The organism is Micromonospora sp. NBC_01392, from assembly GCF_045040125.1.
In the GTDB taxonomy this organism is placed as follows: Bacteria; Actinomycetota; Actinomycetes; order Mycobacteriales; family Micromonosporaceae; genus Micromonospora.
Window position 1 is genome coordinate 2,625,154 of record NZ_CP109549.1, and the last position, 18,391, is coordinate 2,643,544.

At 73.0% G+C, this 18,391-nt stretch carries 19 protein-coding genes; 11 read left to right on the top strand and 8 right to left on the bottom strand.

Going from position 1 to position 18,391, the window contains the following annotated elements; all coding sequences use genetic code 11:
- Positions 1-249 precede the first annotated feature (249 nt).
- Positions 250-1,890 carry a ribosomal protection-like ABC-F family protein gene (gene abc-f / locus OG767_RS11995; RefSeq protein WP_405093473.1) on the top strand — a complete coding sequence of 547 codons (1,641 nt, stop codon included), beginning with the start codon at positions 250-252 and terminating at the stop codon, positions 1,888-1,890.
- Here the strand turns inward: abc-f and OG767_RS12000 are convergent.
- Entirely contained in the window at positions 1,868-4,372 is a 2,505-nt protein-coding gene (locus OG767_RS12000) for a DEAD/DEAH box helicase (RefSeq protein WP_405093474.1), read from the bottom strand. The two genes, abc-f and OG767_RS12000, sit on opposite strands and share 23 nt — an antisense overlap.
- Before the next feature lie 100 nt (positions 4,373-4,472).
- Positions 4,473-5,099, bottom strand: a complete 627-nt coding sequence (gene trmB, locus OG767_RS12005; RefSeq protein ID WP_405094200.1) for a tRNA (guanosine(46)-N7)-methyltransferase TrmB — start codon at positions 5,097-5,099, stop codon at positions 4,473-4,475.
- Positions 5,100-5,250: 151 nt separating this feature from the next.
- Here trmB and OG767_RS12010 point away from each other — a divergent pair, with 151 nt between their 5' ends.
- Both OG767_RS12010 and OG767_RS12015 read left to right on the top strand, forming a co-directional pair.
- Positions 5,251-5,808 (top strand): hypothetical protein, encoded by a 558-nt coding sequence (locus OG767_RS12010; RefSeq protein ID WP_405093475.1) that lies wholly within the window; start codon positions 5,251-5,253, stop codon positions 5,806-5,808.
- A gap of 281 nt (positions 5,809-6,089) precedes the next feature.
- Complete coding sequence (locus OG767_RS12015) at positions 6,090-6,734, top strand: class F sortase (RefSeq protein WP_405094201.1); 645 nt, start codon at positions 6,090-6,092, stop codon at positions 6,732-6,734.
- Positions 6,735-6,868: 134 nt separating this feature from the next.
- Here OG767_RS12015 and OG767_RS12020 read toward each other — a convergent pair whose 3' ends face one another.
- From OG767_RS12020 to OG767_RS12035, 4 genes are all read right to left on the bottom strand, one after another.
- The gene (locus tag OG767_RS12020) at positions 6,869-7,093 is read right to left on the bottom strand and encodes a GntR family transcriptional regulator (RefSeq protein WP_405093476.1); all 225 of its coding nucleotides are present in this window, start codon (positions 7,091-7,093) and stop codon (positions 6,869-6,871) included.
- 624 nt (positions 7,094-7,717) lie between these two features.
- On the bottom strand, positions 7,718-8,038 hold the full coding sequence (locus OG767_RS12025) for an antibiotic biosynthesis monooxygenase family protein (RefSeq protein WP_396770830.1): 321 nt from the start codon (positions 8,036-8,038) through the stop codon (positions 7,718-7,720).
- 20 nt (positions 8,039-8,058) lie between these two features.
- On the bottom strand, positions 8,059-8,856 hold the full coding sequence (locus OG767_RS12030) for an exodeoxyribonuclease III (protein WP_405093477.1): 798 nt from the start codon (positions 8,854-8,856) through the stop codon (positions 8,059-8,061).
- Between the two features lie 37 nt (positions 8,857-8,893).
- Positions 8,894-9,817, bottom strand: coding sequence for a proteasome assembly chaperone family protein (locus OG767_RS12035; protein WP_281939447.1), 924 nt, complete (start codon positions 9,815-9,817; stop codon positions 8,894-8,896).
- A 389-nt stretch (positions 9,818-10,206) separates the two neighbouring features.
- On the opposite strand from OG767_RS12035, the gene OG767_RS12040 reads away from it, so the two are divergent.
- The 3 genes from OG767_RS12040 to OG767_RS12050 all read left to right on the top strand — a co-directional run bounded on the left by OG767_RS12040 (position 10,207) and on the right by OG767_RS12050 (position 12,085).
- Positions 10,207-11,061: a peptidase M23 gene (locus OG767_RS12040; protein WP_405093478.1), complete on the top strand. Its 855-nt coding sequence runs from the start codon at positions 10,207-10,209 to the stop codon at positions 11,059-11,061.
- 92 nt (positions 11,062-11,153) lie between these two features.
- Positions 11,154-11,303: a hypothetical protein gene (locus tag OG767_RS12045; RefSeq protein WP_199199904.1), complete on the top strand. Its 150-nt coding sequence runs from the start codon at positions 11,154-11,156 to the stop codon at positions 11,301-11,303.
- A gap of 38 nt (positions 11,304-11,341) precedes the next feature.
- Positions 11,342-12,085 carry an EcsC family protein gene (locus OG767_RS12050; protein WP_405093479.1) on the top strand — a complete coding sequence of 248 codons (744 nt, stop codon included), beginning with the start codon at positions 11,342-11,344 and terminating at the stop codon, positions 12,083-12,085.
- A 15-nt stretch (positions 12,086-12,100) separates the two neighbouring features.
- Here OG767_RS12050 and OG767_RS12055 read toward each other — a convergent pair whose 3' ends face one another.
- Entirely contained in the window at positions 12,101-12,946 is an 846-nt protein-coding gene (locus OG767_RS12055) for a GDSL-type esterase/lipase family protein (protein WP_405093480.1), read from the bottom strand.
- Between the two features lie 116 nt (positions 12,947-13,062).
- Entirely contained in the window at positions 13,063-13,662 is a 600-nt protein-coding gene (locus tag OG767_RS12060; protein ID WP_405093481.1) for an antibiotic biosynthesis monooxygenase, read from the bottom strand.
- Positions 13,663-13,823: 161 nt separating this feature from the next.
- Here OG767_RS12060 and OG767_RS12065 point away from each other — a divergent pair, with 161 nt between their 5' ends.
- The 5 genes from OG767_RS12065 to OG767_RS12085 are packed head-to-tail and all read left to right on the top strand — an operon-like array spanning position 13,824 to position 18,391.
- Positions 13,824-14,087 carry a DUF6343 family protein gene (locus OG767_RS12065; protein WP_107160622.1) on the top strand — a complete coding sequence of 88 codons (264 nt, stop codon included), beginning with the start codon at positions 13,824-13,826 and terminating at the stop codon, positions 14,085-14,087.
- 11 nt (positions 14,088-14,098) lie between these two features.
- A complete protein-coding gene (locus OG767_RS12070) occupies positions 14,099-15,511 on the top strand; it encodes an NADP-dependent succinic semialdehyde dehydrogenase (protein WP_405093482.1) in 1,413 nt (470 codons plus the stop codon).
- Positions 15,512-15,553: 42 nt separating this feature from the next.
- Positions 15,554-16,519: a TIGR03885 family FMN-dependent LLM class oxidoreductase gene (locus OG767_RS12075; protein WP_405093483.1), complete on the top strand. Its 966-nt coding sequence runs from the start codon at positions 15,554-15,556 to the stop codon at positions 16,517-16,519.
- A gap of 37 nt (positions 16,520-16,556) precedes the next feature.
- Positions 16,557-18,137, top strand: a complete 1,581-nt coding sequence (locus OG767_RS12080) for a Na+/H+ antiporter (RefSeq protein WP_405093484.1) — start codon at positions 16,557-16,559, stop codon at positions 18,135-18,137.
- Positions 18,134-18,391, top strand: a complete 258-nt coding sequence (locus OG767_RS12085; protein ID WP_405093485.1) for a UBP-type zinc finger domain-containing protein — start codon at positions 18,134-18,136, stop codon at positions 18,389-18,391. Before OG767_RS12080 ends, OG767_RS12085 begins: the two co-directional genes overlap by 4 nt.

Sequence of the window (18,391 nt, forward strand, 5' to 3'; positions counted from 1 at the left end):
GATCTACTGACGCGCACCCAGCCCGCCCCCCATGTCCTGCGGCCGTTGAGCCCGGGCGGGCAGTCGATCCCTTTCGATCCGACCACTGGTGTTCGCGTGTCCACGGTGTCTGTTGCTTCGCATGCCCGTGTGCGGGCGACGGTGTCGTCGTCGCCCTCCCACGACCGGTGGCTGCGCCGACGCCGGAGACGTCCCCGAACCGGCCCTGCTCGACGGGCGCGTCGGACCTGATCACCGGGAAGGAGTCCCATGTCCACCCAGCTCGCGCTGCGCGCGGTGAGCAAGGCGTACGCCCACGGCCAGGTGCTGGACGCGGTGTCCGGCACGGTCCGCGACGGCGAACGGGCCGCCGTGGTCGGTGAGAACGGCGCCGGGAAGTCCACCCTCCTGCGGCTGCTGGCCGGGCAGGAAGCACCGGACGAGGGCGAGGTCGTGGTCACCGCCGACGGCGGGATCGGCCATCTCGGCCAGGTCCTCGACCTGCCGGACGCGGCCACGGTCGGGGACGCGGTCGACGCGGCGCTCGCCGACCTGCGCGACCTTCAGCGCCGGATCACCGAGGCGGAGCAGGCCCTGAGCGCCGGCGAGGACGGGCTGCTCACCGCGTACGGGGAACTGTCGACCGCCTTCGAACTGCGCGACGGATACCGGGCCGACGCGCGGGTACGGGCGGCGATGTCCACCCTCGGGATCGGCGAGCTGGCGCCGGAGCGTGCGCTCGGCACGCTCTCCGGTGGGCAGCGGGCGCGGCTCGCGCTGGCCGGGGTGCTGTCGGCGGAGCCGGAGTTGCTGCTGCTCGACGAGCCCACCAACCACCTCGACGAGGCGGCGCTGGCCTGGCTGGAGGACCGGCTGCGCCGGCATCGGGGCACGCTCGTGGTGGTGACCCACGACCGGCTGCTGCTGCGGCGGGTGGCCACCACCATCCTGGAGGTCGACGGGGACCGGGCCACGGTGGTGCGCCACGGCGACGGGTACGCCGGTTACCTCGCCGAGAAGCGGGCGGCGCGGCAACGGTGGGAGCAGTCCTACGCGGCGTGGACCGCCGAGATCGCGCACTGGACCGGGTGGGCGGCGACGACGGCGTACCGGGTGGCGCCCGGCCGGGCCATCACGGACCACAACAAGTGCAAGTACCACGGCGACGGCCGCCGGGTCCAGGCGTCGATCTCCACCCGGGTACGCAGCGCGGCCGAACGGCTCGACCGGTTGCGCGCCGAGCCGGTGCCCCGGCCACCGGAGCCGCTGCGCCTGCACGCGCCGCTGGACGCGGCGGTCCGGGAGGGCACCGTGCTCGCGGCGCACCGCGTGCGGGTCGCCGGCCGGCTCCGGGTGCCTGCGCTGACCGTCGGCGCCGGTGAGCAGGTGGTGGTCACCGGGCCGAACGGCGCCGGCAAGTCGACCCTGCTCGACGTGCTGGCCGGTGTGCTGACCCCGGACGAGGGGTCGGTGGAGCGCCGGGGGCGTCTCGGGTACCTGCCGCAGGAGAGCACGTTCAGCGTGCCATCGCGCGACCTGCTCTCGGCGTTCGCGTCCGGCCGCGCCGGCAGCCGGGAGGAGCAGGCCGAGCGGTTGGCGTCGCTGGGCCTGTTCCGCGCCGCCGACTTCGGCAAGCCGGTCGGCGCGCTGTCCGTCGGGCAACGCCGCCGCCTGGCGCTGGCCCGCCTGCTGGCCGGCGAGGCCGACGTGCTGCTGCTCGACGAGCCCACCAACCACCTGTCGCCGGCGCTGGTCGAGCAACTGGAGCAGGCGTTGGCCGAGTATCCGGGCGCGGTGGTGGTGGTCTCGCACGACCGGATGTTCCGGAAACGCTGGACCGGCGCCGAGGTGGCCCTGACGGCCGGCCGGCTCCTTCGGCCGGGTCGGGTCAGAGCTGGCCGACGTCGGTGACGCGGACCACCGCCGCGCCCACCTCGTCCGAGGCGGCCAGGTCGACCTCCGCGCTGATGCCCCAGTCGTGGTCGCCGTCGGGGTCGTCCAGGATCTGGCGTACGGTCCACCGCTCCCGGCCCTGCTCGATCATCAGCAGCGCCGGCCCGCGCGCGTCCGGCCCCACCCCGATCGAGTCGTACGCCTCGAAGTACGGCTCCAGCGCGTCGGCCCACGCGTCCGCGTGCCAGCCGTCCCCGGCGTCCAGCTCGGCGAGCAGGTCCCAGCGGCGCAACGCGGCCAGCTCGACGCGACGGAACAGCGCGTTGCGCACCAGCACCCGGAACGCCCGCGCGTTACGGGTCACCGCCGGCGGCCGGTCGTCCAGCGAGGCGGCCACCTCGACCACGTCGGACGGGTTGCGCAGCCGCTCCCACTCGTCGATCAGACTGGAGTCGACCTGGCGGACCAGCTCGCCCAGCCACTCGATGAGGTCGACCAGCTCCTCGGTCTTGGCGTCCTCCGGCACGGTCTGCCGCAACGTCTTGTACGCGTCCGCGAGGTAGCGCAGCACCAGCCCCTCGGAGCGGGACAGCCCGTAGAACTGGACGTACTCCGGGAACGTCATGGCCCGCTCGTACATGTCCCGGACCACGGACTTCGGGGCCAGTTCGTGGTCGGCGACCCACGGGTGGCCCTGCCGGTACATCTCGTACGCGCCCGCCAGCAGCTCGGCGAGCGGCTTGGGCCAGGTCACCTCGTCGAGCAGTTCCAGGCGGGCCTCGTACTCGATGCCTTCGGCCTTCATCGCGGCGACCGCCTCGCCGCGGGCCTTGAACTGCTGCGCGGAGAGGATCTGCCGCGGGTTGTCCAGGATCGCCTCGATCACGCTGAGCACGTCCAGCGCGTACGCAGGGGACTCCCGGTCGAGCAGCTCGATGGTGGCCAGCGCGAGCGGCGACAGCGGCTGGTTGAGCGCGAAGTCGAGCTGGAGGTCGACGGTGAGGCGTACCCGGCGGCCCTGCTCGTCCGGCTCGGGCAGCTCCTCGACCACGCCGCCGGCGCGCAACGCCCGGTAGATGGCGATGGCCCGGCGGATGTGCCGCCGCTGGGCGGCCGGGTCCTCGTGGTTGTCGGTGAGCAGGTGCCGCATCGAGGCGAACGCGTCCCCGGGGCGGCCGATCACGTTGAGCAGCATCGAGTGGCTGACCTGGAAGCTGGAGGTGAGCGGCTCCGGCTCGGCCTCGACCAGACGCTGGAACGTCGGCTCACCCCAGCCGATGGAGCCCTCCGGCGGCTTCTTCTTCACCACCTTGCGGCGCTTCTTCGGGTCGTCGCCGGCCTTGGCGAGCGCCTTCTCGTTCTCGATCACGTGCTCGGGCGCCTGCACCACCACCCGGCCGATGGTGTCGAAGCCGGCCCGTCCGGCCCGGCCGGCGATCTGGTGGAACTCGCGGGCCTTGAGCAGCCGGGTGCGGATGCCGTCGTACTTGCTGAGGCCGGTGAAGAGCACGGTGCGGATCGGCACGTTGATGCCGACGCCGAGCGTGTCCGTACCGCAGATGACCTTGAGCAGGCCGGCCTGGGCGAGCGTCTCCACCAGGCGGCGGTACTTCGGGAGCATGCCGGCGTGGTGCACGCCGATGCCGTGCCGGACCAGCCGGGACAGCGTCTTGCCGAAGCCGGAGGTGAACCGGAAGTTGCCGATCGCGGTGGCGATCATGTCCTTCTCGGCGCGGGTGCAGACGTTCACGCTCATCAGCGCCTGGGCGCGTTCCAGCGCGGCGGCCTGGGTGAAGTGCACCACGTACACCGGGGCCTGCCTGGTCTCCAGCAGCTCTTCGAGCGTCTCGTGCAGCGGCGTGGTCGCGTACGAGAAGAGGAGCGGGACCGGTCGCTCGGCCGAGCGGACGACGGCGGTTGGCCGGCCGGTGCGCCGGGTCAGGTCGTCGACGAAGCGGGTGGTGTCGCCGAGCGTGGCCGACATCAGCACGAACTGGGCCTGCGGCAGCTCGATGATCGGCACCTGCCAGGCCCAGCCCCGGTCCGGCTCGGCGTAGAAGTGGAACTCGTCCATGATCACCTGGCCGACGTCGGCGCGGCGGCCCTCCCGCAGCGCCAGGTTGGCCAGGATCTCCGCGGTGCAGCAGATGATCGGGGCGTCGGCGTTGACGCTGGCGTCGCCGGTGAGCATGCCGACGTTCTCCGCGCCGAAGACCTCGCAGAGCGCGAAGAACTTCTCCGACACCAGCGCCTTGATCGGCGCGGTGTAGAACGTCGTCCGGTCGCCGGCGAGGGCCGCGAAGTGCGCCGCGATCGCCACCAGGCTCTTGCCTGAGCCGGTCGGCGTATTCATGATCAGGTTCGCGCCGGAGACGATCTCGATGACCGCCTCCTCCTGGTGGGGGTAGAGGTCGAGACCGCGCTCGGACGCCCAGGAGGCGAACGCGTCGTAGAGCGTGTCGGGGTCGGCGGTCTTCGGCAGCGCGGCGGTGAGAGTCATGGCGGCTCCCATCGTGCCTGGGCGGTGCCATGCCGCGCCAACCGGGTTCAGCGCGGGGGTTCCCGGCCGGCTTCAGCGTCCCGGCTTAAGAACCTCGGCTTCAGCGCCGCCGGTGGATCAGGTCGAAGACGTCCCGGCCGGCGGTCAGCGCGCGCCGCTCGAACTTGGTCACCGGTCGGTGCGCCGGGCGGGGAGCGTAGCCACCGTGCACGTCGACCAGCTCCGGATCGGCGGTCAGCGTCGCCCGCATCGACTCGGCGTACTCGGCCCAGTCGGTGGCGCAGTGCAGCGTGCCGCCCGGCGCCAGCCGGGACCGCAGCAGCGCCACGTGCGCCGGCGCGATGATCCGGCGCTTGTGGTGCCGGGTCTTCGGCCACGGGTCCGGGAAGTAGACGTGCACCGCGTCCAGGCACCCCTCGGGCATGGCCCGGACCAGGTCCAACGCGTCGCCCTCGGCGACCCGCACGTTCTCCAGCCGGTGCCGTTCCACCAGGTCCAGCAGGTTGGCGATTCCCGGCGTGTGCACCTCGACCGCCAGATAGTGTCGGCTCGGGTCGGCCGCCGCCATCGCGGCGGTGGCGTCGCCCATGCCGGAGCCGATCTCCAGCACCAGCGGCGCCCGCCGTCCGAACAGCGCCGCCGGATCGCACGGCCCGTCGAGGGCGGCGATCTCCAGGCCGTACGCGGGCCAGAGCCGGGTCAACGCGTCGCGCTGCCGGTCACTCATCCGGCCGCGACGCGGATGGAAGGTGCGGATGCGGGCGGTGGAGACGTCGGTGGTGGTCACAGCGACCCGAGCCTACGCGACCGACGCGGCCGTTCGGATGTGAGGTGCGGCCGGGGGTGAGAGGATTCATTCCCGTACGCCGGGAGGGTTCATGGGGTCAGTCAGGGGACGCGCGGCGCTGCTGGTCGCGGTCGGCGCGTGCGCCTTCCCGCTGCTCGACGCCGTGCCCGCCCGGGCCGAACCGGTGCCCGAGCAGCCCGCCGGTGATGTGATCTTCGTGGAGGTCACCCCGGGCACGGTCGAGCCGGGTTTCCTGGTCGGCATCCGGGCCAGTTGCCGGGACAATTCGGTGCCCGCGATCGTGGCCTCCGACGCCTTCGGCAAGATCCAGGTGCAGCCGCAGCGCGGCCTGCTCACCGCCTCGCCGATGGTCAACGAGCGCACCCGACCCGGCAACTACCGGGTCAAACTGGAGTGCCCGAGCGGGGAGACCGCGTCCACCATGCTCCAGGTCGTCAAGCGGGCCCAGCCCACCCGGCCGCCGAGTCACCCGCCCAGCCACTTCCCCAGCCGCGGCCCGGCGACCGGCTTCGGCGGCACCGCCGGCCCCGGCCTCGGCGGCCTGCTGGTGCCGATCGGGTTGGCGCTGACCATGGTCGGCGCCGGTTTCGGCGTAGCCGCCTCCCGTCGGCACGCCGCCGGGCGCTGAGGCCCGCCATGGCCGACCACGCCGCCCCGCCGCCCGCCGGTTCCCGGCGCTCCGGCTGGCCGTTCCTCGCGCTGCCCCCGCCCGCCGCCCCGCCGCGATCCGGCACCGCGCCGTCCCACTCCGGCGGCTTCCGTTCCGCCGCGCCGGCCACCGGCTCCCGGTCGGCCACCGCGCCTCCGGGCGGCTCGGGGCCGTGGAACCCGCCTCCGGCCGGGCCGCCCCCCGTGCGCTCCTGGCCGGTCGATCCGCCTACTGGCGGTGGGTCTCCGTCCGGTCCGCCGCTGGGCTCTTCGCCGAGGCGGGACCGGGGCCGGAGCCCTTGGTCGAAGCCGCTGGCTGTGGTGCTGGTGCTGGTCGGCGTGTTCGCCGTCGGGGCCGGGCTCGGTCGCACCGCCGGGCCGTTCGACTGGGCCGAGGCGTCGGCCGGGTCGAGCGTGGCCGCGCCCGCGCCGGCCACCACACCGGCCCGGAAACCGGTGGGCCGGCCGGTCCGCCTGTCCGTGCCGGCCATCAAGGTCGACGCGCCGGTCACCCCGGTCGGTCAGGCGCGGGACGGGTCGGTGGACGTGCCGCCGCTTACCGAGACCGACCAGACCGGCTGGTACAACCGGGGCGCGGTGCCGGGGGAGCCGGGGCGGGCGATCATCGTCGGTCACGTCGACAGCAAGAGCGGGCCGGCGGTGTTCTACCGGCTCCGCGAACTCAAGCCAGGCGCGCTGATCCGAGTGACCCGCACGGACCGCACCGTGGTGTCGTTCACCGTCGACAGCGTGGAGTACTTCGACAAGGCGAAACTGCCCGCCGGCCGGGTCTACGGCGACTCCGGCCCGGCCGAGCTGCGCCTGATCACCTGCGGCGGCACGTGGCTCGGCGGTCGCACCGGCTACGAGGACAACGTGATCGTCTTCGCCACCCGCACCCCCTGACCGGGCTACCCTCACGAGATCTTGGAACGAAACGGCCCCGGTGGGGGCCAGTTCCTACCAAGATCTCTGGCGATCCTGAGCAGTGGTCGGGATCTTCCGGATGCTGAGAGGAGGCATACGAGTCGGCGACGTGCTTACTCGGACCCAGCGACGTAGACACCCTTCCCGGGGTGTCCCACCACAACGCCACGATCTTTGAGAATGGTGGTGACTCGGTTGATCGTGGAGATGTGCACGCCGTAAGAATCGGCCAGCTCGCGGGTCGAGGGCAACTTGGCGCCGGGAGCAAGCTCCCCGGATTTGATCTTCTCCGTGATCTCGTTCGCTATGCGCCGGTAGTCGACTCTCTCCGTCGGCATGAGGTGATCTCCGTTGGTTCCCTGGCTTCGGCAGGCCAATTTGATCACGGCCGAACCGGCACCAGCAAGTTTCCTGATTCACCGAGCGCCATTGGTTGCTTACTCCTACAAGTTGGAATAGGTTGCTGGCTGAGTCGGGTTCCCTGGTTTCGGCAAACTCCTGGGTTCCTGCCTCGCCTGCCCACCTGGGGGAGCACGACGCATGGACTCTGCCTCCCAGGTGGGGCCTGGTCATGCTCGCGTGGGGAGGGTGGTTTCGCGATGCCGATGGATGACCCTGATGAAGGCTCGACGTTCCGCAAGCTGTTCGAGGTCAGGCGGACGCTTGACGCCCACTTCCGGCGGCCAGCACAACGCCGCGGAGACCAGGGTGCATGAGCTGCGTCGACTTCTTCAGCTGTGCTCAATTGGACTGGGCGATCACGGAGTTCGTCGGTGTCTTCACGAGAATGGAGTCCAAGCGCTGACACCAGTCGATCGCGTTGACCTTTACGCCGAGCGGAGCGCGGGACCGAAGCTGGGATCAGCTGGTGATCATGAAGTTGGCGGCGACATAGCGGACGCCGAGTGCCGCCAACCTCATGATCACCGGGTCGGGCGGGGCGGGGCGGGGCGGGGCGGAGGTCAGGGGGTGTGGGGGACCTGGAGGGCCACCTCGAACTCCAGGAGGGTGGCGCCGGTGGCCACCGGCTTGCGCGGTTCGGCGCCCTCGGGGGTGGCGTGCGCGGCCCGGGACGAGCCCTGCGCCCACGCCTGGTACGCCTCCTCCGTCTCCCACCTCGTGTAGACGAAGTAGCGGGTCTCGCCGGCGACCGGGCGGAGCAGCTCGAAGCCGAGGAACCCGGGGGAGTTCTCCACCGCGCCGGCCCGGGCGGCGAACCGCTTCTCCAGTTCCTCGCCGGCACCGGGCGGGACGTCGATCGCGTTGATCTTCACGACTGCCATGCCGTCCAGCCTACGGCGACTCAGAACGCCTCGACGGCGGGCGTCAGGTCGGCGTCGACCACGATCGGGGCATGGTCGGAGGGGCCCTTGCCCTTGCGGGCCTCCCGGTCCACGTACGCGGAGCGGACCGCGCGGGCGAACGGCGCGGTGGCGTACACCAGGTCGATCCGCATGCCCTTGTTCTGGTGGAACATGCCGGCCCGGTAGTCCCAGTACGTGTAGGGGTGCGGGCCCTTCATCGGGGTGGGCACCACGTCGCTGAGCCCCAGGTCGCGCAGCGCGGCCAGCGCGGCCCGCTCGGCCGGCGTGACGTGGGTGGAGGTGGCGAACAGCGCCGGGTCCCAGACGTCGGCGTCGGTCGGCGCGACGTTGAAGTCACCGCAGACGGCGAGCGGCCGGGCCGCGGCCACCTCCGGCTCCAGCGCGTCGCGCAGCGCCGCGAACCAGGCCAGTTTGTACGCGTAGTGCGGGTCGTCAAGGGTGCGGCCGTTCGGCACGTACACCGACCAGACCCGCACCCCGTCGCAGGTGGCGGCGATGGCCCTCGCCTCCGGCGCGGGGAACCCGGGCTCGCCGGGGAAACCGACCGCCACGTCGGCCAGCCCGACCCGGGACAGCACGGCCACGCCGTTCCACCGTCCGTCGCTGTGGCTGGCCACCTCGTAACCCAGCGCGCCCACCTCGGCGACCGGGAACGCCCCGTCCGGGCACTTCGTCTCCTGGAGACAGAGCACGTCGGGCTTCGTGGTGCCCAGCCAGTCGAGCAGCCGGGGCAGGCGGGCCTTCACCGAGTTGACGTTCCAGGTCGCCAGGCGCATGACTCCAGCCTGCCGCATTCCGGCCCGCTCCGCCCGGTCAGCGTTCCGGGGTGTCGCCCGGGCGGGTCTGCTCGGCGAGGAAGCGTTCCAGCTCGGCGCCGAGTTCGTCGGCGCTGGGCAGCGGGCCGGTCTCGGTGGCGAGCAGGCTCTTCTCGCCGCGACCCCGGGCGAACGCGTCGTACTGCTCCTCCAGCGCCTGGACCAGCGTGGCCGCCTCGTCGGTCTGGGCCACCTGGCGGTCGATCTCCACCCGGATCGCCTCGGCCGCGGTGCGCAGGCCGTCGCGCGGCAGCAGCAGGCCGGTGCCCTTGGACACGGCGGCGAGCAGCGCCTCGGCGGCGGCCGGGTACTCGGTCTGGGCGACGTAGTGCGGCACGTGCGCGGCGAAGCCCAGCGCGTCGCGTCCCTGCTCGCCGAGCCGGTACTCCAGCAGGTGCCCGACGCTGGCCGGCACCTGCACCTTCTGGAGCCAGGGCTCGTGCCCGGCGATCAGCTCCGGCCGGGTGGCGTGCGCGGTGACGCCGCTGGGCCGGGTGTGCGGCACCGCCATCGGGATCGAGTTGAGCCCGACGGTGAGCCGGACGTCGAGGCGGGCGGACAGCCCGGCGACGGCGGCCACGAACCGCTCCCACTGGAGGTCCGGCTCGGGGCCGGTGAGCAGGAGGAACGGCGTCTCGTCGTCGTCGTGCAGCAGGTGCAGCTCGACTTCCGGGGCGTCGTAGTCGGCCCAGTGGTCCTCGACGAAGGTCATCACCGGTCGGCGGGACCGGTAGTCGAACATCTGGTCGATGTCGAAGCGGGCGATGGTGCGGGCGTCCAGGGAGGTGAGCAGCTGTTCCCGGGCCAGCCGGGTGGCGCTGCCGGCGTCGACGAAGCCGGTGAGCGCCTGGATCAGCACCGGCTGGCCGAGGTCGTCGGGCAGCTCGTCGGTGAGTTCGTAGAGCTCGTGTGGGTCGAGCACCGGTGGGTCCTCCCTGTCGCCGCGTACGGGGGGCGTCGCGCGAACGCGTCCCCGATTCGGCAAACGTACCGGGGGGAGTGGTCCATTCCGTTACGGACCCGTCGACCGCCCGGAGCGTGATCACAATTCGGCCACGGCTCGGTCCGGCGGCCCATGGCGGATCGCCCGAACGGACGAGTTAGTCGATCATCGGCCGGTCCGCCGCCGGCCGCGTGCTTCCTGCCCGGGCCGACCGGCTGCGCGGCGGACCGGCGGTTGGCCCGTTCCGCGAGGTCGGCACCGTGCTGGGCGGGCCCGTACGCGAATGTCCCGCGGCGTCCCCCCGAAGTGTGGCGAGGGCCACTCGTTGAGCCTGGGTGATCCCTATTTGCCCTGTCTAGCCTCGTCGGATGCGTGACAACGGCACCCCCGACGACCCGAACAGCCCCGGCCGCCCGGCTGACCGTTTGGACGATACCCCGTCAACCGAATGGACAACCACTGCCTCGACGGCTACCCGGCGTACCCGCCTGCGGGCCCTGCTGAACCCCCGCGCCCGGCTGGTGGTCGCCGCCGGCACGGCCTGCTGCCTCGGCCTGGTCGGCGTCAGCCAGCTCGACCTCGGCGCCCCGGACCGCGCCGCGAAGCCCGCCCCCGCCGTGGAGTTGGCCGAGCGTGCGGCGTTGGACGCGGCCTCCCGCGGCCTGGCCCGGCCGAGCACCGCCCCGACCACCCCGAGCGCCAGCCCGTCCCCGTCCCTGTCCGCGACGCCGAAGCCGAAGGTCAAGTCCACGCCGAAGGCGAAGCCGAAGCCGAAGCCACGCCGGATCGTCCCGGTCGCCGGCCTGAACCGCACCCAGATGGACAACGCCACGAAGATCGTGCGGGCCGGTCGGGAGATGGGTGTGCCGCGCCGAGGGCTGGTCATCGCGGTGGCCACCGCGATGCAGGAGAGCACGCTGCTCAACTACGCCAGCGGGGTGCTGCCCGAGTCGCAGAGCTACCCGCACCAGGCCGTCGGCTGGGACCACGACTCGGTCGGGCTGTTCCAGCAGCGGCCGAGCAGCGGCTGGGGCACGGTGGCCCAGCTGATGGACCCGGAGTACGCCACCCAGGCGTTCCTCGCCGCGCTGGAGGAGATCCCCGGCTGGCAGGACCTGCCGCTGTCGGTCGCCGCCCAGGCGGTGCAGATCTCGGCGTTCCCCGACGCGTACGCGCAGCACGAGTGGCTGGCCGGCGAGGTGGTGGCGGAAGTCCTCGGCTGACCGAACTGGACGGTTGCCGGACGGCCGGTCCGGGTACCAAGGGGTTGCCGGTTCCAGGTACACATGAGGGGGACCGCGAACAGGAGGACACCATGTCGCTGATGCAACGGATCACCACCTTCCTGCGGTCGCCGCGTGGTCAGCAGTTGGTCGACCGGGGCCGGCGCGAGATCGCCAAGCCGGAGAACCAGGCCCGGCTGCGGCAGCTCGCCAGCCGGCTGTCGTCGACCCGCCGTCGCTGACCGGCCCACCCCCCGCCGTACGAGCCCCGGAGCGTCCCGTGACCGACCCCGCCCCCGTCGACGGGGAGCCCACCGCCGTCCCCGCCGCCCCGGTCCCGCCGGTGGAGGCGCCCGAAGCGCCGCCGGCCACGCTGTGGGACCGGATGCGGGAGGACCCGCAGTACGCGCCGGAGCACCTGGCGCTGGAGGCGGTGCGCCGGCTCGGCCCCGAGGCCGCGCAGTGGGCCGCCCGGGCGCGGGCGGAGCGGCCGGACGCACCGCCCGAGCAGCTGGCCGACCAGGCGGTCCGCAAGTTCGTCAACCACGCCCGGCTCTCCGGTGCGGTCTCCGGCGCCGCCGGGCTGCCGGGCGCGGTGATCGACGTGGGCGTGCTGGCCTGGACCCAGGCCCGGCTGGTGCTGCACGTGGCCGCCGCCTACGGCGTCGACCCGACACACTCCGACCGGGCCACCGACCTGCTGGTGCTCCAGCGGGTGCACAAGGCCGCCGAGACCGCCCGGCTGGCGCTGGGCGTGGCCGCCGGCCGGGAACGCGCGGGCGCGTTGTTCGGCTCCGCCGGCAACCGGGCGCTGGGTCGGGTGATGCTCCAGCTCGGCGTGCGGCTGGCCCGGATGGCCGGGGTCCGCGCCGCCAAGCGGATGTTCGCCAAGGTCGTCCCCGGCGCCGCGATCATCCTCGGCACCTGGGCCAACTCGTCGGCCACCAAGGAACTCGCCGACCGGGCCCACGCGCTCTACCGGGTGGCCGGCCCACGGCAGCTCCCGGGCCCGCGCCAACCCTGACCGGGTCGGTCGGTCTCAGTCGCGGGCCCAGCCGGAGGCGTTCCAGGCCACCTCGGCCAGCCGGCCCTGGCCGGCCGCGTTCGGGTGGAACCAGTCCAGCGCGTTGACCTGGTCCAGGCCGAACCGGTGGCGGTGCACCGCGCCGCCGTCCCAGCGGCAGCGTGAGCCGTACGCGCGGCAGGCGGCGCGCAGTTCGTCGTCGTACGCCTCGATCCGGGCCTTGACCTTGGCCCGGCGGGCCGTCGCGGCCGGCGCGGTCGACGTGGCGTCGGCCAGCAGCGCCGGGCAGACGCCGCGCGACCAGGCTCGGACGGCCCGCGACTCGGTGTGCCCGAGCTGCCAGAGGCGGTAGAGGTCGGGGATGCTGACCACCAGCACCCGTGCCTTCGGCCGGCCCTTGCGCACCACCGTCAGCGCCGCGTCGACCTGGTCCCGGAACGTGTCGACCGGGGTCATCGCGTCGACCCCGGCCCGGCACACGTCGTTCGCGCCGATCAGCACGGTGACCAGGTCCGCCTTGTCGCGGACCGCGGACCGGGCCTGGTCGGCGAGCCCGGCCGCGCGGGCGCCGGGCTCGGCCCGGTTGTACGCCCGCAGCGCCGGCGCGTCCGCGCGCAGCCGGCGGTAGACGCTCTCCACCCGCAGGCTGTCCCCGCTCGACCACGAGTTGCGTTCACAGCTCACCAGCACCAGGCAGGAGCCGAAGCCGGTGGTGACCGAGTCGCCGAGCGCGGTCAGCACCCGGGGGTCACCGGGCCGGGGCGTGTCGGACGGGCGGGGCGACGCCGAGCCGGAGCCGTCGCAGGCCAGCGCCACAAGCGCCGCGACGCAGGCGAGCGCGGCGATCCAGCGTCGAGGCATGCGGGTTCCCCCGTCCGGTGGCGCGAGGCGGCGCGTCGACCCTATGCGCCTCGGCCGTCCGTACGGAAGGTCTGTCGCCCATCTTTCATTGACACCGGTCGTTCACATTCGCGGGATCAGCGCCGCCAGGGTGCCGGCTGGCCGTGCAGCCACCAGTGCAGCGCCCGGGTGATCCGCGGCAGCACCAGGTAGGTCATCAGCGGGGTCAGCACGAGCGTCATCAGCAGCGTCCGCCCCGCCAGCGGCACGTCGGCGACGAACCGGGCGGTCAGCAGCGTGGCGGTGAGGCTGAGCGGGAAGAACGCCAGCCAGATGGTGACCGCCTGCTTCCAGCGCGGCGGCGCGGTCGGGGCCGCCGGCTCGGCCGCCCCGACGGTCTCCACCACGTGGTCCACCGGCCGGTCGAACCAGCCCTCGATGCCGGTACGGCGTTCCACCCGGGTGTGCTCGACGATGCCCTGCGCGGAACTGAGCCACCAGTGCCGCTGCGGGGAGTCCTCCCAGCCACGCAGCGTGTCCGAGTCGGCGAAGCGGTACATCACGTGCCACTCGGCGGAACCCGGGGCGCTACGGACGAAGCCGGCGCCCAGGAACCCCGGGAAGCTCTCCGCGAGCGCCGTGCCGGCCCGCATCCACGCCACCATCTCCCCGGTACGCGCCGGGTCGGCGCGCCGCGAGACGGCGACGGTCACGGGCACCGCCTGCATCGTGGTCATGCCATCCTCTCCACCGCCGCGGGATCTCCGCCGGAACCGGCAGACCGATCCAACGCGTTCACCCCGCTGTCGCATCCGGCGCGTGCCCGCTCCGTGGCCGGGATCACCGGTCGCGCCCGCCGCACCGGTTAACCCCGGCCGAGCCGGGGTAGCCGGGAAGGATGACCCGATCACAGCCCCGCCGCGCCCGTGGCACGGTCGGACACGCGAACAGCGCGCTGAACCTGCGCCTCGTGCTGGCCCTGTTCGGTGTGGTCGTGATGACCGTCCTCGCGGTGTTCGCGTTCGCCGCCGACCTGGCCTGGCTGGGCGTCGTCTGCGCGATCCTCGCCGTGGTGGCCGTGGTCGATCTGGTCGTCATCCAGCGCCGTCGCGCCGCCCGCCGCCGGGAGGAGCCGGGCGTGCGGCACTCGCTGTTCGAGTGACAGGAGTCGCCATGCCCATCGCCACCACCAATCCCGCCACCGGACAGGTGCTCAAGACGTACGACGCGATGTCGGACGAGCAGGTCGACGCCGCGATCGAGCGGGCCGACCTCGCGTACCGGCAGTTGCGGGACACCACCATCGCGCAGCGCGCCCGGTGGCTCACCGCCGCCGCCGACCTGCTCGACGCCGAGCGGGACTCCACCGCCCGGCTGATGACCACCGAGATGGGCAAGACGTACGCCGCCGCGAAGGCGGAGGTCACCAAGTGCGCCACCGCCTGCCGCTTCTACGCGGACAACGCGCCGGCGATGCTCGCCGACGAGCCGGCCGACGCCGCGGCGGTCAAGGCGAAGCGGGCGTACGTCCGCTACCAGCCGATCGGCGCGGTGCTGGCGGTGATGCCGTGGAACTTTCCCCTCTGGCAGGTGATGCGCTTCGCCGCCCCGGCCCTGATGGCCGGCAACACCGGCCTGCTCAAGCACGCCTCGAACGTGCCGCAGACCGCGCTCTACCTGGAGGACCTGTTCCGCCGGGCCGGTTTTCCCGAGGGCGCGTTCACCACGCTGCTGGTCGGCTCCGACGCGGTGGACCGCATTCTCAGCGACCCCCGGGTCCGCGCCGCCACGCTCACCGGCAGCGAGCCGGCCGGCCGCTCCATCGCGCAGATCGCCGGCCGGGAACTCAAGAAGACCGTGCTGGAACTGGGCGGCAGCGACCCGTTCGTGGTGATGCCCTCGGCCGACCTGGACCAGGCCGCCGAGGTGGCCACCACCGCCCGCTGCCAGAACAACGGCCAGTCCTGCATCGCCGCCAAGCGGTTCATCGTGCACACCGACGTCTTCGACGCGTTCGCCGAGAAGTTCGCCGCCCGGATGGCGGCGCTGCGGGTCGGCGACCCGATGGACGACGGCACCGACGTCGGCCCGCTGGCCAGCGAACGCGGCCGGGACGAGGTGCACGACCAGGTGGCCGACGCGGTCCGGCAGGGCGCCACCGTGCTCTGTGGCGGCGAGAAGCCGACCGGGGACGGGTGGTTCTACCCGCCGACCGTGGTCACCGACCTGCGGCCGGAGATGCGGATGTGGGGCGAGGAGGTGTTCGGCCCGGTCGCCGGCCTCTACCGGGTCGGCTCGTACGACGAGGCGATCGAGGTGGCCAACGGCACCAGCTTCGGCCTCGGCTCGAACGCCTGGACCACCGACCCGGCCGAGCAGGAGCGCTTCGCGGTCGACCTCGACGCCGGCAACGTGTTCGTCAACGGCATGACCACGTCCTATCCACAACTGCCGTTCGGCGGCGTGAAGAACTCCGGTTACGGCCGCGAGCTGTCCGCGCTGGGCATGCGCGAGTTCTGCAACACCAAGACGGTGTGGATCGGCGAGGGTGAGGCCGGCGCGGGCGCCGGCGCGCACGCCGAGTGAGGTGCGGTTGGCCGGCTGCCGTCATGGGTAGGAGTGCTGCCCATGACGGCGTTCGGGTTCCACGCATCCCATGAGCAGATCCACCCGGCGAAGCTGCTGGAGGCGGTGGTCCACGCCGAACGGGCCGGCTTCGACGCGGCCATGTGCTCCGACCACTTCTCCCCGTGGAGCGAGCGGCAGGGCCAGTCCGGGTTCGCCTGGTCCTGGCTCGGCGCCGCGCTCCAGGCCACCAACCTCTCCTTCGGCGTGGTCAACGCGCCCGGCCAGCGCTACCACCCGGCGATCATCGCGCAGGCCATCGGCACGCTCGGCGCCATGTACCCCGGTCGCTTCTGGGCGGCGCTGGGCACCGGCGAGGCCAGCAACGAGCACATCACCGGCGACGTCTGGCCCCGCAAGGAGCTGCGCAACGCCCGGCTGCGCGAGTGCGTCGACGTGATCCGGGCGCTGCTGGCCGGCGAGGAGGTCAGCCACGACGGGCTGGTCACCGTGGACCGGGCCAAGCTGTGGACCCGCCCCGAGGAGCCGCCCGCGCTGGTCGGCGCCGCGGTCAGCGTGGCCACCGCCCGCTGGTGCGCCGAGTGGGCGGACGGGCTGATCACGGTCAACGCGCCGGTCGACCACCTCCGGCAGATGATCGACGCCTACCGGGACGCCGGCGGGCGCGGGCCGCTGCACCTCCAGGTGCACGTGAGCTGGGCGCCCGAGCAGGCCGAGGCCGAGGCGATCGCGTACGAGCAGTGGCGCAGCAACGTGTTCGCGCCGCCGGTCTGCTGGGACCTGGAGACCGCCGAGCACTTCGACGTGGTCAGCGCCGACGTGCCGATGTCGAAGGTCACCGACACCGTCAACGTCTCCGCCGATCTGGGCCGGCACGTCGGCTGGCTGGAGGAGTACGTCGAGCTGGGCTTCGACCAGATCGCCCTGCACCACGTGGGCAAGGAACAGCGCGCGTTCCTCGACGCGTTCGGTGCCGAGGTGCTGCCGAAGGTACGCCCGACCGCGTGATCACGGGCCGGCCCGGGGACGCCTAGGCTCGTACCCCATGGAAGCTCTGTTCGAGGTCGTGGTGTTCCTGGCGATCGCCACGTTCGGGGCGGCGCTGGCCCGCCGGCTCGGGTTGCTCGCGCCGATCCTGCTGGTGGTGCTCGGCCTCGCGCTGTCCTTCCTGCCGTTCTTCCCGCACGTGCGGCTGGAACCGGACCTGGTCCTCGTCGGCATCCTGCCGCCGCTGCTCTACGTGGCGGCGGTGAACACCTCGGTGCCGGCGTTCCGGCTCAACCTGCGGCCGATCCTGCTGCTCGCCGTCGGGCTGGTGATCTTCACCGCGTTCGTGGTGGGCACCGTGGTGCACCTGTTCCTGCCCGACCTGCCGTACGCGATCTGCGTGGCGCTCGGCGCGGTGGTGGCGCCGCCCGACGCGGTCGCCGCCACCGCGGTGGCCCGTCGGGTCGGCCTGCCCCGGCGGGTCGTCACCATTCTGGAGGGCGAGAGCCTGGTCAACGACGCCACCGCGCTGGTGCTGCTGCGGGTGGCGATCGTCGCGGCCACCGCCACCACCGGCGGCGTCGGCGTCGGCTACGTGGCCCGGGAGGTGCTGATCGCCGCCGGCGGCGGCGTCGTGGTCGGGGTGCTGGGCGTGGTGGTCTTCGGCTACCTGCACAAGCGCATCACCGACCCGGTGCTGGACAATGCGCTGTCGCTGATCGTGCCGTTCGCGGTGGTGTACGCCGCCGAGGAGATCCACGCGTCCGGCGTGGTCGCGGTGGTGGTGACCGGGCTCGGCATCGGCCACAAGCTGCCGATGCTCATGTCGGCCGGCTCCCGCCTCCAGGTGACCGCGTTCTGGCGGCTGATCCAGTTCCTGCTGGAGGGGCTGGTGTTCCTCCTGGTCGGCCTGCAACTGCCCGAGGTGGTGCGCGACCTCGACGAACCGGTCGGCTCGCTGGTCGGGATCACCGCCGCGGTGCTCGCCGCCGTCTTCCTGTCCCGGTTCGTCTGGATGTTCCCGGCCACCTACCTGGCCCGGCTGGTGCCCCGGATCCGGCAGCGCGACCCCGCGCCGCCGGTGCAGTTCCCCATCGTCATCGGCTGGGCCGGCATGCGCGGCGTGGTGACGTTGGCCGCCGCGCTGGGTCTGCCGCTCACGCTCGCCGACGACCGGCCGTACCCGCGTGCGCTGCTGATCTGGCTGGCCTTCGCGGTGATCGTGGCCACCCTGGTCGGGCAGGGCGCCACCCTGCCGTGGCTGGCCCGGCGGCTGCGGCTGCCCCCCGACGACCCGGTGCAGGACGCGCTCTCCGCCGCCGGCGTGCAGCAGCGGGCCAGCCGCGCCGCCCGGGAACGGCTCGACGCGCTGGCCGGCGACGCGCCCGAGGCGGTGGTGGAACGACTGCGCGGGTTGACCACGTCCCGCGCCAACCTGGCCTGGGAACGGCTCGGCGGCACCGACCGGGAGACCCCCTCCCAGGCGTACGCGCGGTTGCGGCAGGAGATGATCGACGCCGAGCGGGAGGTGTTCCGGGCCGCCCGCGACTCCGGCCAGATCCCGGAGGAGGTGCTCACCCGCGCCTACCGTGATCTGGACCTGGAGGAGTCGCTGCTACGACAGGAGGTTCTCGAATGAGCTGTCCGCACCTGACCGGGGCGGGCGACGCCGAGCCCGCCACCACCACCGAGTGCCCCGACTGCGTGGCGGTCGGCAACCGGGACTGGGTGCACCTGCGCGCCTGCCTGAGCTGCGGGCACGTGGGCTGCTGCGACTCGTCGCCCTACCAGCACGCCAGCCAGCACTTCCGGTCCACCGGGCACCCGGTGATGCGCTCGATCGAGCCGGGGGAGTCGTGGCGCTGGTGCTTCGCCGACGAGGAGATCGGCTGA

What these genes read in the sequence shown, in the direction of transcription:
- OG767_RS12070 (WP_405093482.1), top strand. Translation starts at nt 14,099, where the DNA reads ATGCCCATCGCCACCACCAATCCCGCCACCGGACAGGTGCTCAAGACG.
- OG767_RS12040 (WP_405093478.1), top strand. Translation starts at nt 10,207, where the DNA reads ATGCGTGACAACGGCACCCCCGACGACCCGAACAGCCCCGGCCGCCCG.
- OG767_RS12030 (WP_405093477.1), bottom strand. Translation starts at nt 8,856, where the DNA reads ATGCGCCTGGCGACCTGGAACGTCAACTCGGTGAAGGCCCGCCTGCCC.
- OG767_RS12075 (WP_405093483.1), top strand. Translation starts at nt 15,554, where the DNA reads ATGACGGCGTTCGGGTTCCACGCATCCCATGAGCAGATCCACCCGGCG.
- OG767_RS12055 (WP_405093480.1), bottom strand. Translation starts at nt 12,946, where the DNA reads ATGCCTCGACGCTGGATCGCCGCGCTCGCCTGCGTCGCGGCGCTTGTG.
- OG767_RS12080 (WP_405093484.1), top strand. Translation starts at nt 16,557, where the DNA reads ATGGAAGCTCTGTTCGAGGTCGTGGTGTTCCTGGCGATCGCCACGTTC.
- OG767_RS12085 (WP_405093485.1), top strand. Translation starts at nt 18,134, where the DNA reads ATGAGCTGTCCGCACCTGACCGGGGCGGGCGACGCCGAGCCCGCCACC.
- OG767_RS12060 (WP_405093481.1), bottom strand. Translation starts at nt 13,662, where the DNA reads ATGACCACGATGCAGGCGGTGCCCGTGACCGTCGCCGTCTCGCGGCGC.
- OG767_RS12045 (WP_199199904.1), top strand. Translation starts at nt 11,154, where the DNA reads ATGTCGCTGATGCAACGGATCACCACCTTCCTGCGGTCGCCGCGTGGT.
- trmB (WP_405094200.1), bottom strand. Translation starts at nt 5,099, where the DNA reads ATGAGTGACCGGCAGCGCGACGCGTTGACCCGGCTCTGGCCCGCGTAC.
- OG767_RS12000 (WP_405093474.1), bottom strand. Translation starts at nt 4,372, where the DNA reads ATGACTCTCACCGCCGCGCTGCCGAAGACCGCCGACCCCGACACGCTC.
- abc-f (WP_405093473.1), top strand. Translation starts at nt 250, where the DNA reads ATGTCCACCCAGCTCGCGCTGCGCGCGGTGAGCAAGGCGTACGCCCAC.
- OG767_RS12065 (WP_107160622.1), top strand. Translation starts at nt 13,824, where the DNA reads ATGACCCGATCACAGCCCCGCCGCGCCCGTGGCACGGTCGGACACGCG.
- OG767_RS12025 (WP_396770830.1), bottom strand. Translation starts at nt 8,038, where the DNA reads ATGGCAGTCGTGAAGATCAACGCGATCGACGTCCCGCCCGGTGCCGGC.
- OG767_RS12020 (WP_405093476.1), bottom strand. Translation starts at nt 7,093, where the DNA reads ATGCCGACGGAGAGAGTCGACTACCGGCGCATAGCGAACGAGATCACG.
- OG767_RS12010 (WP_405093475.1), top strand. Translation starts at nt 5,251, where the DNA reads ATGGGGTCAGTCAGGGGACGCGCGGCGCTGCTGGTCGCGGTCGGCGCG.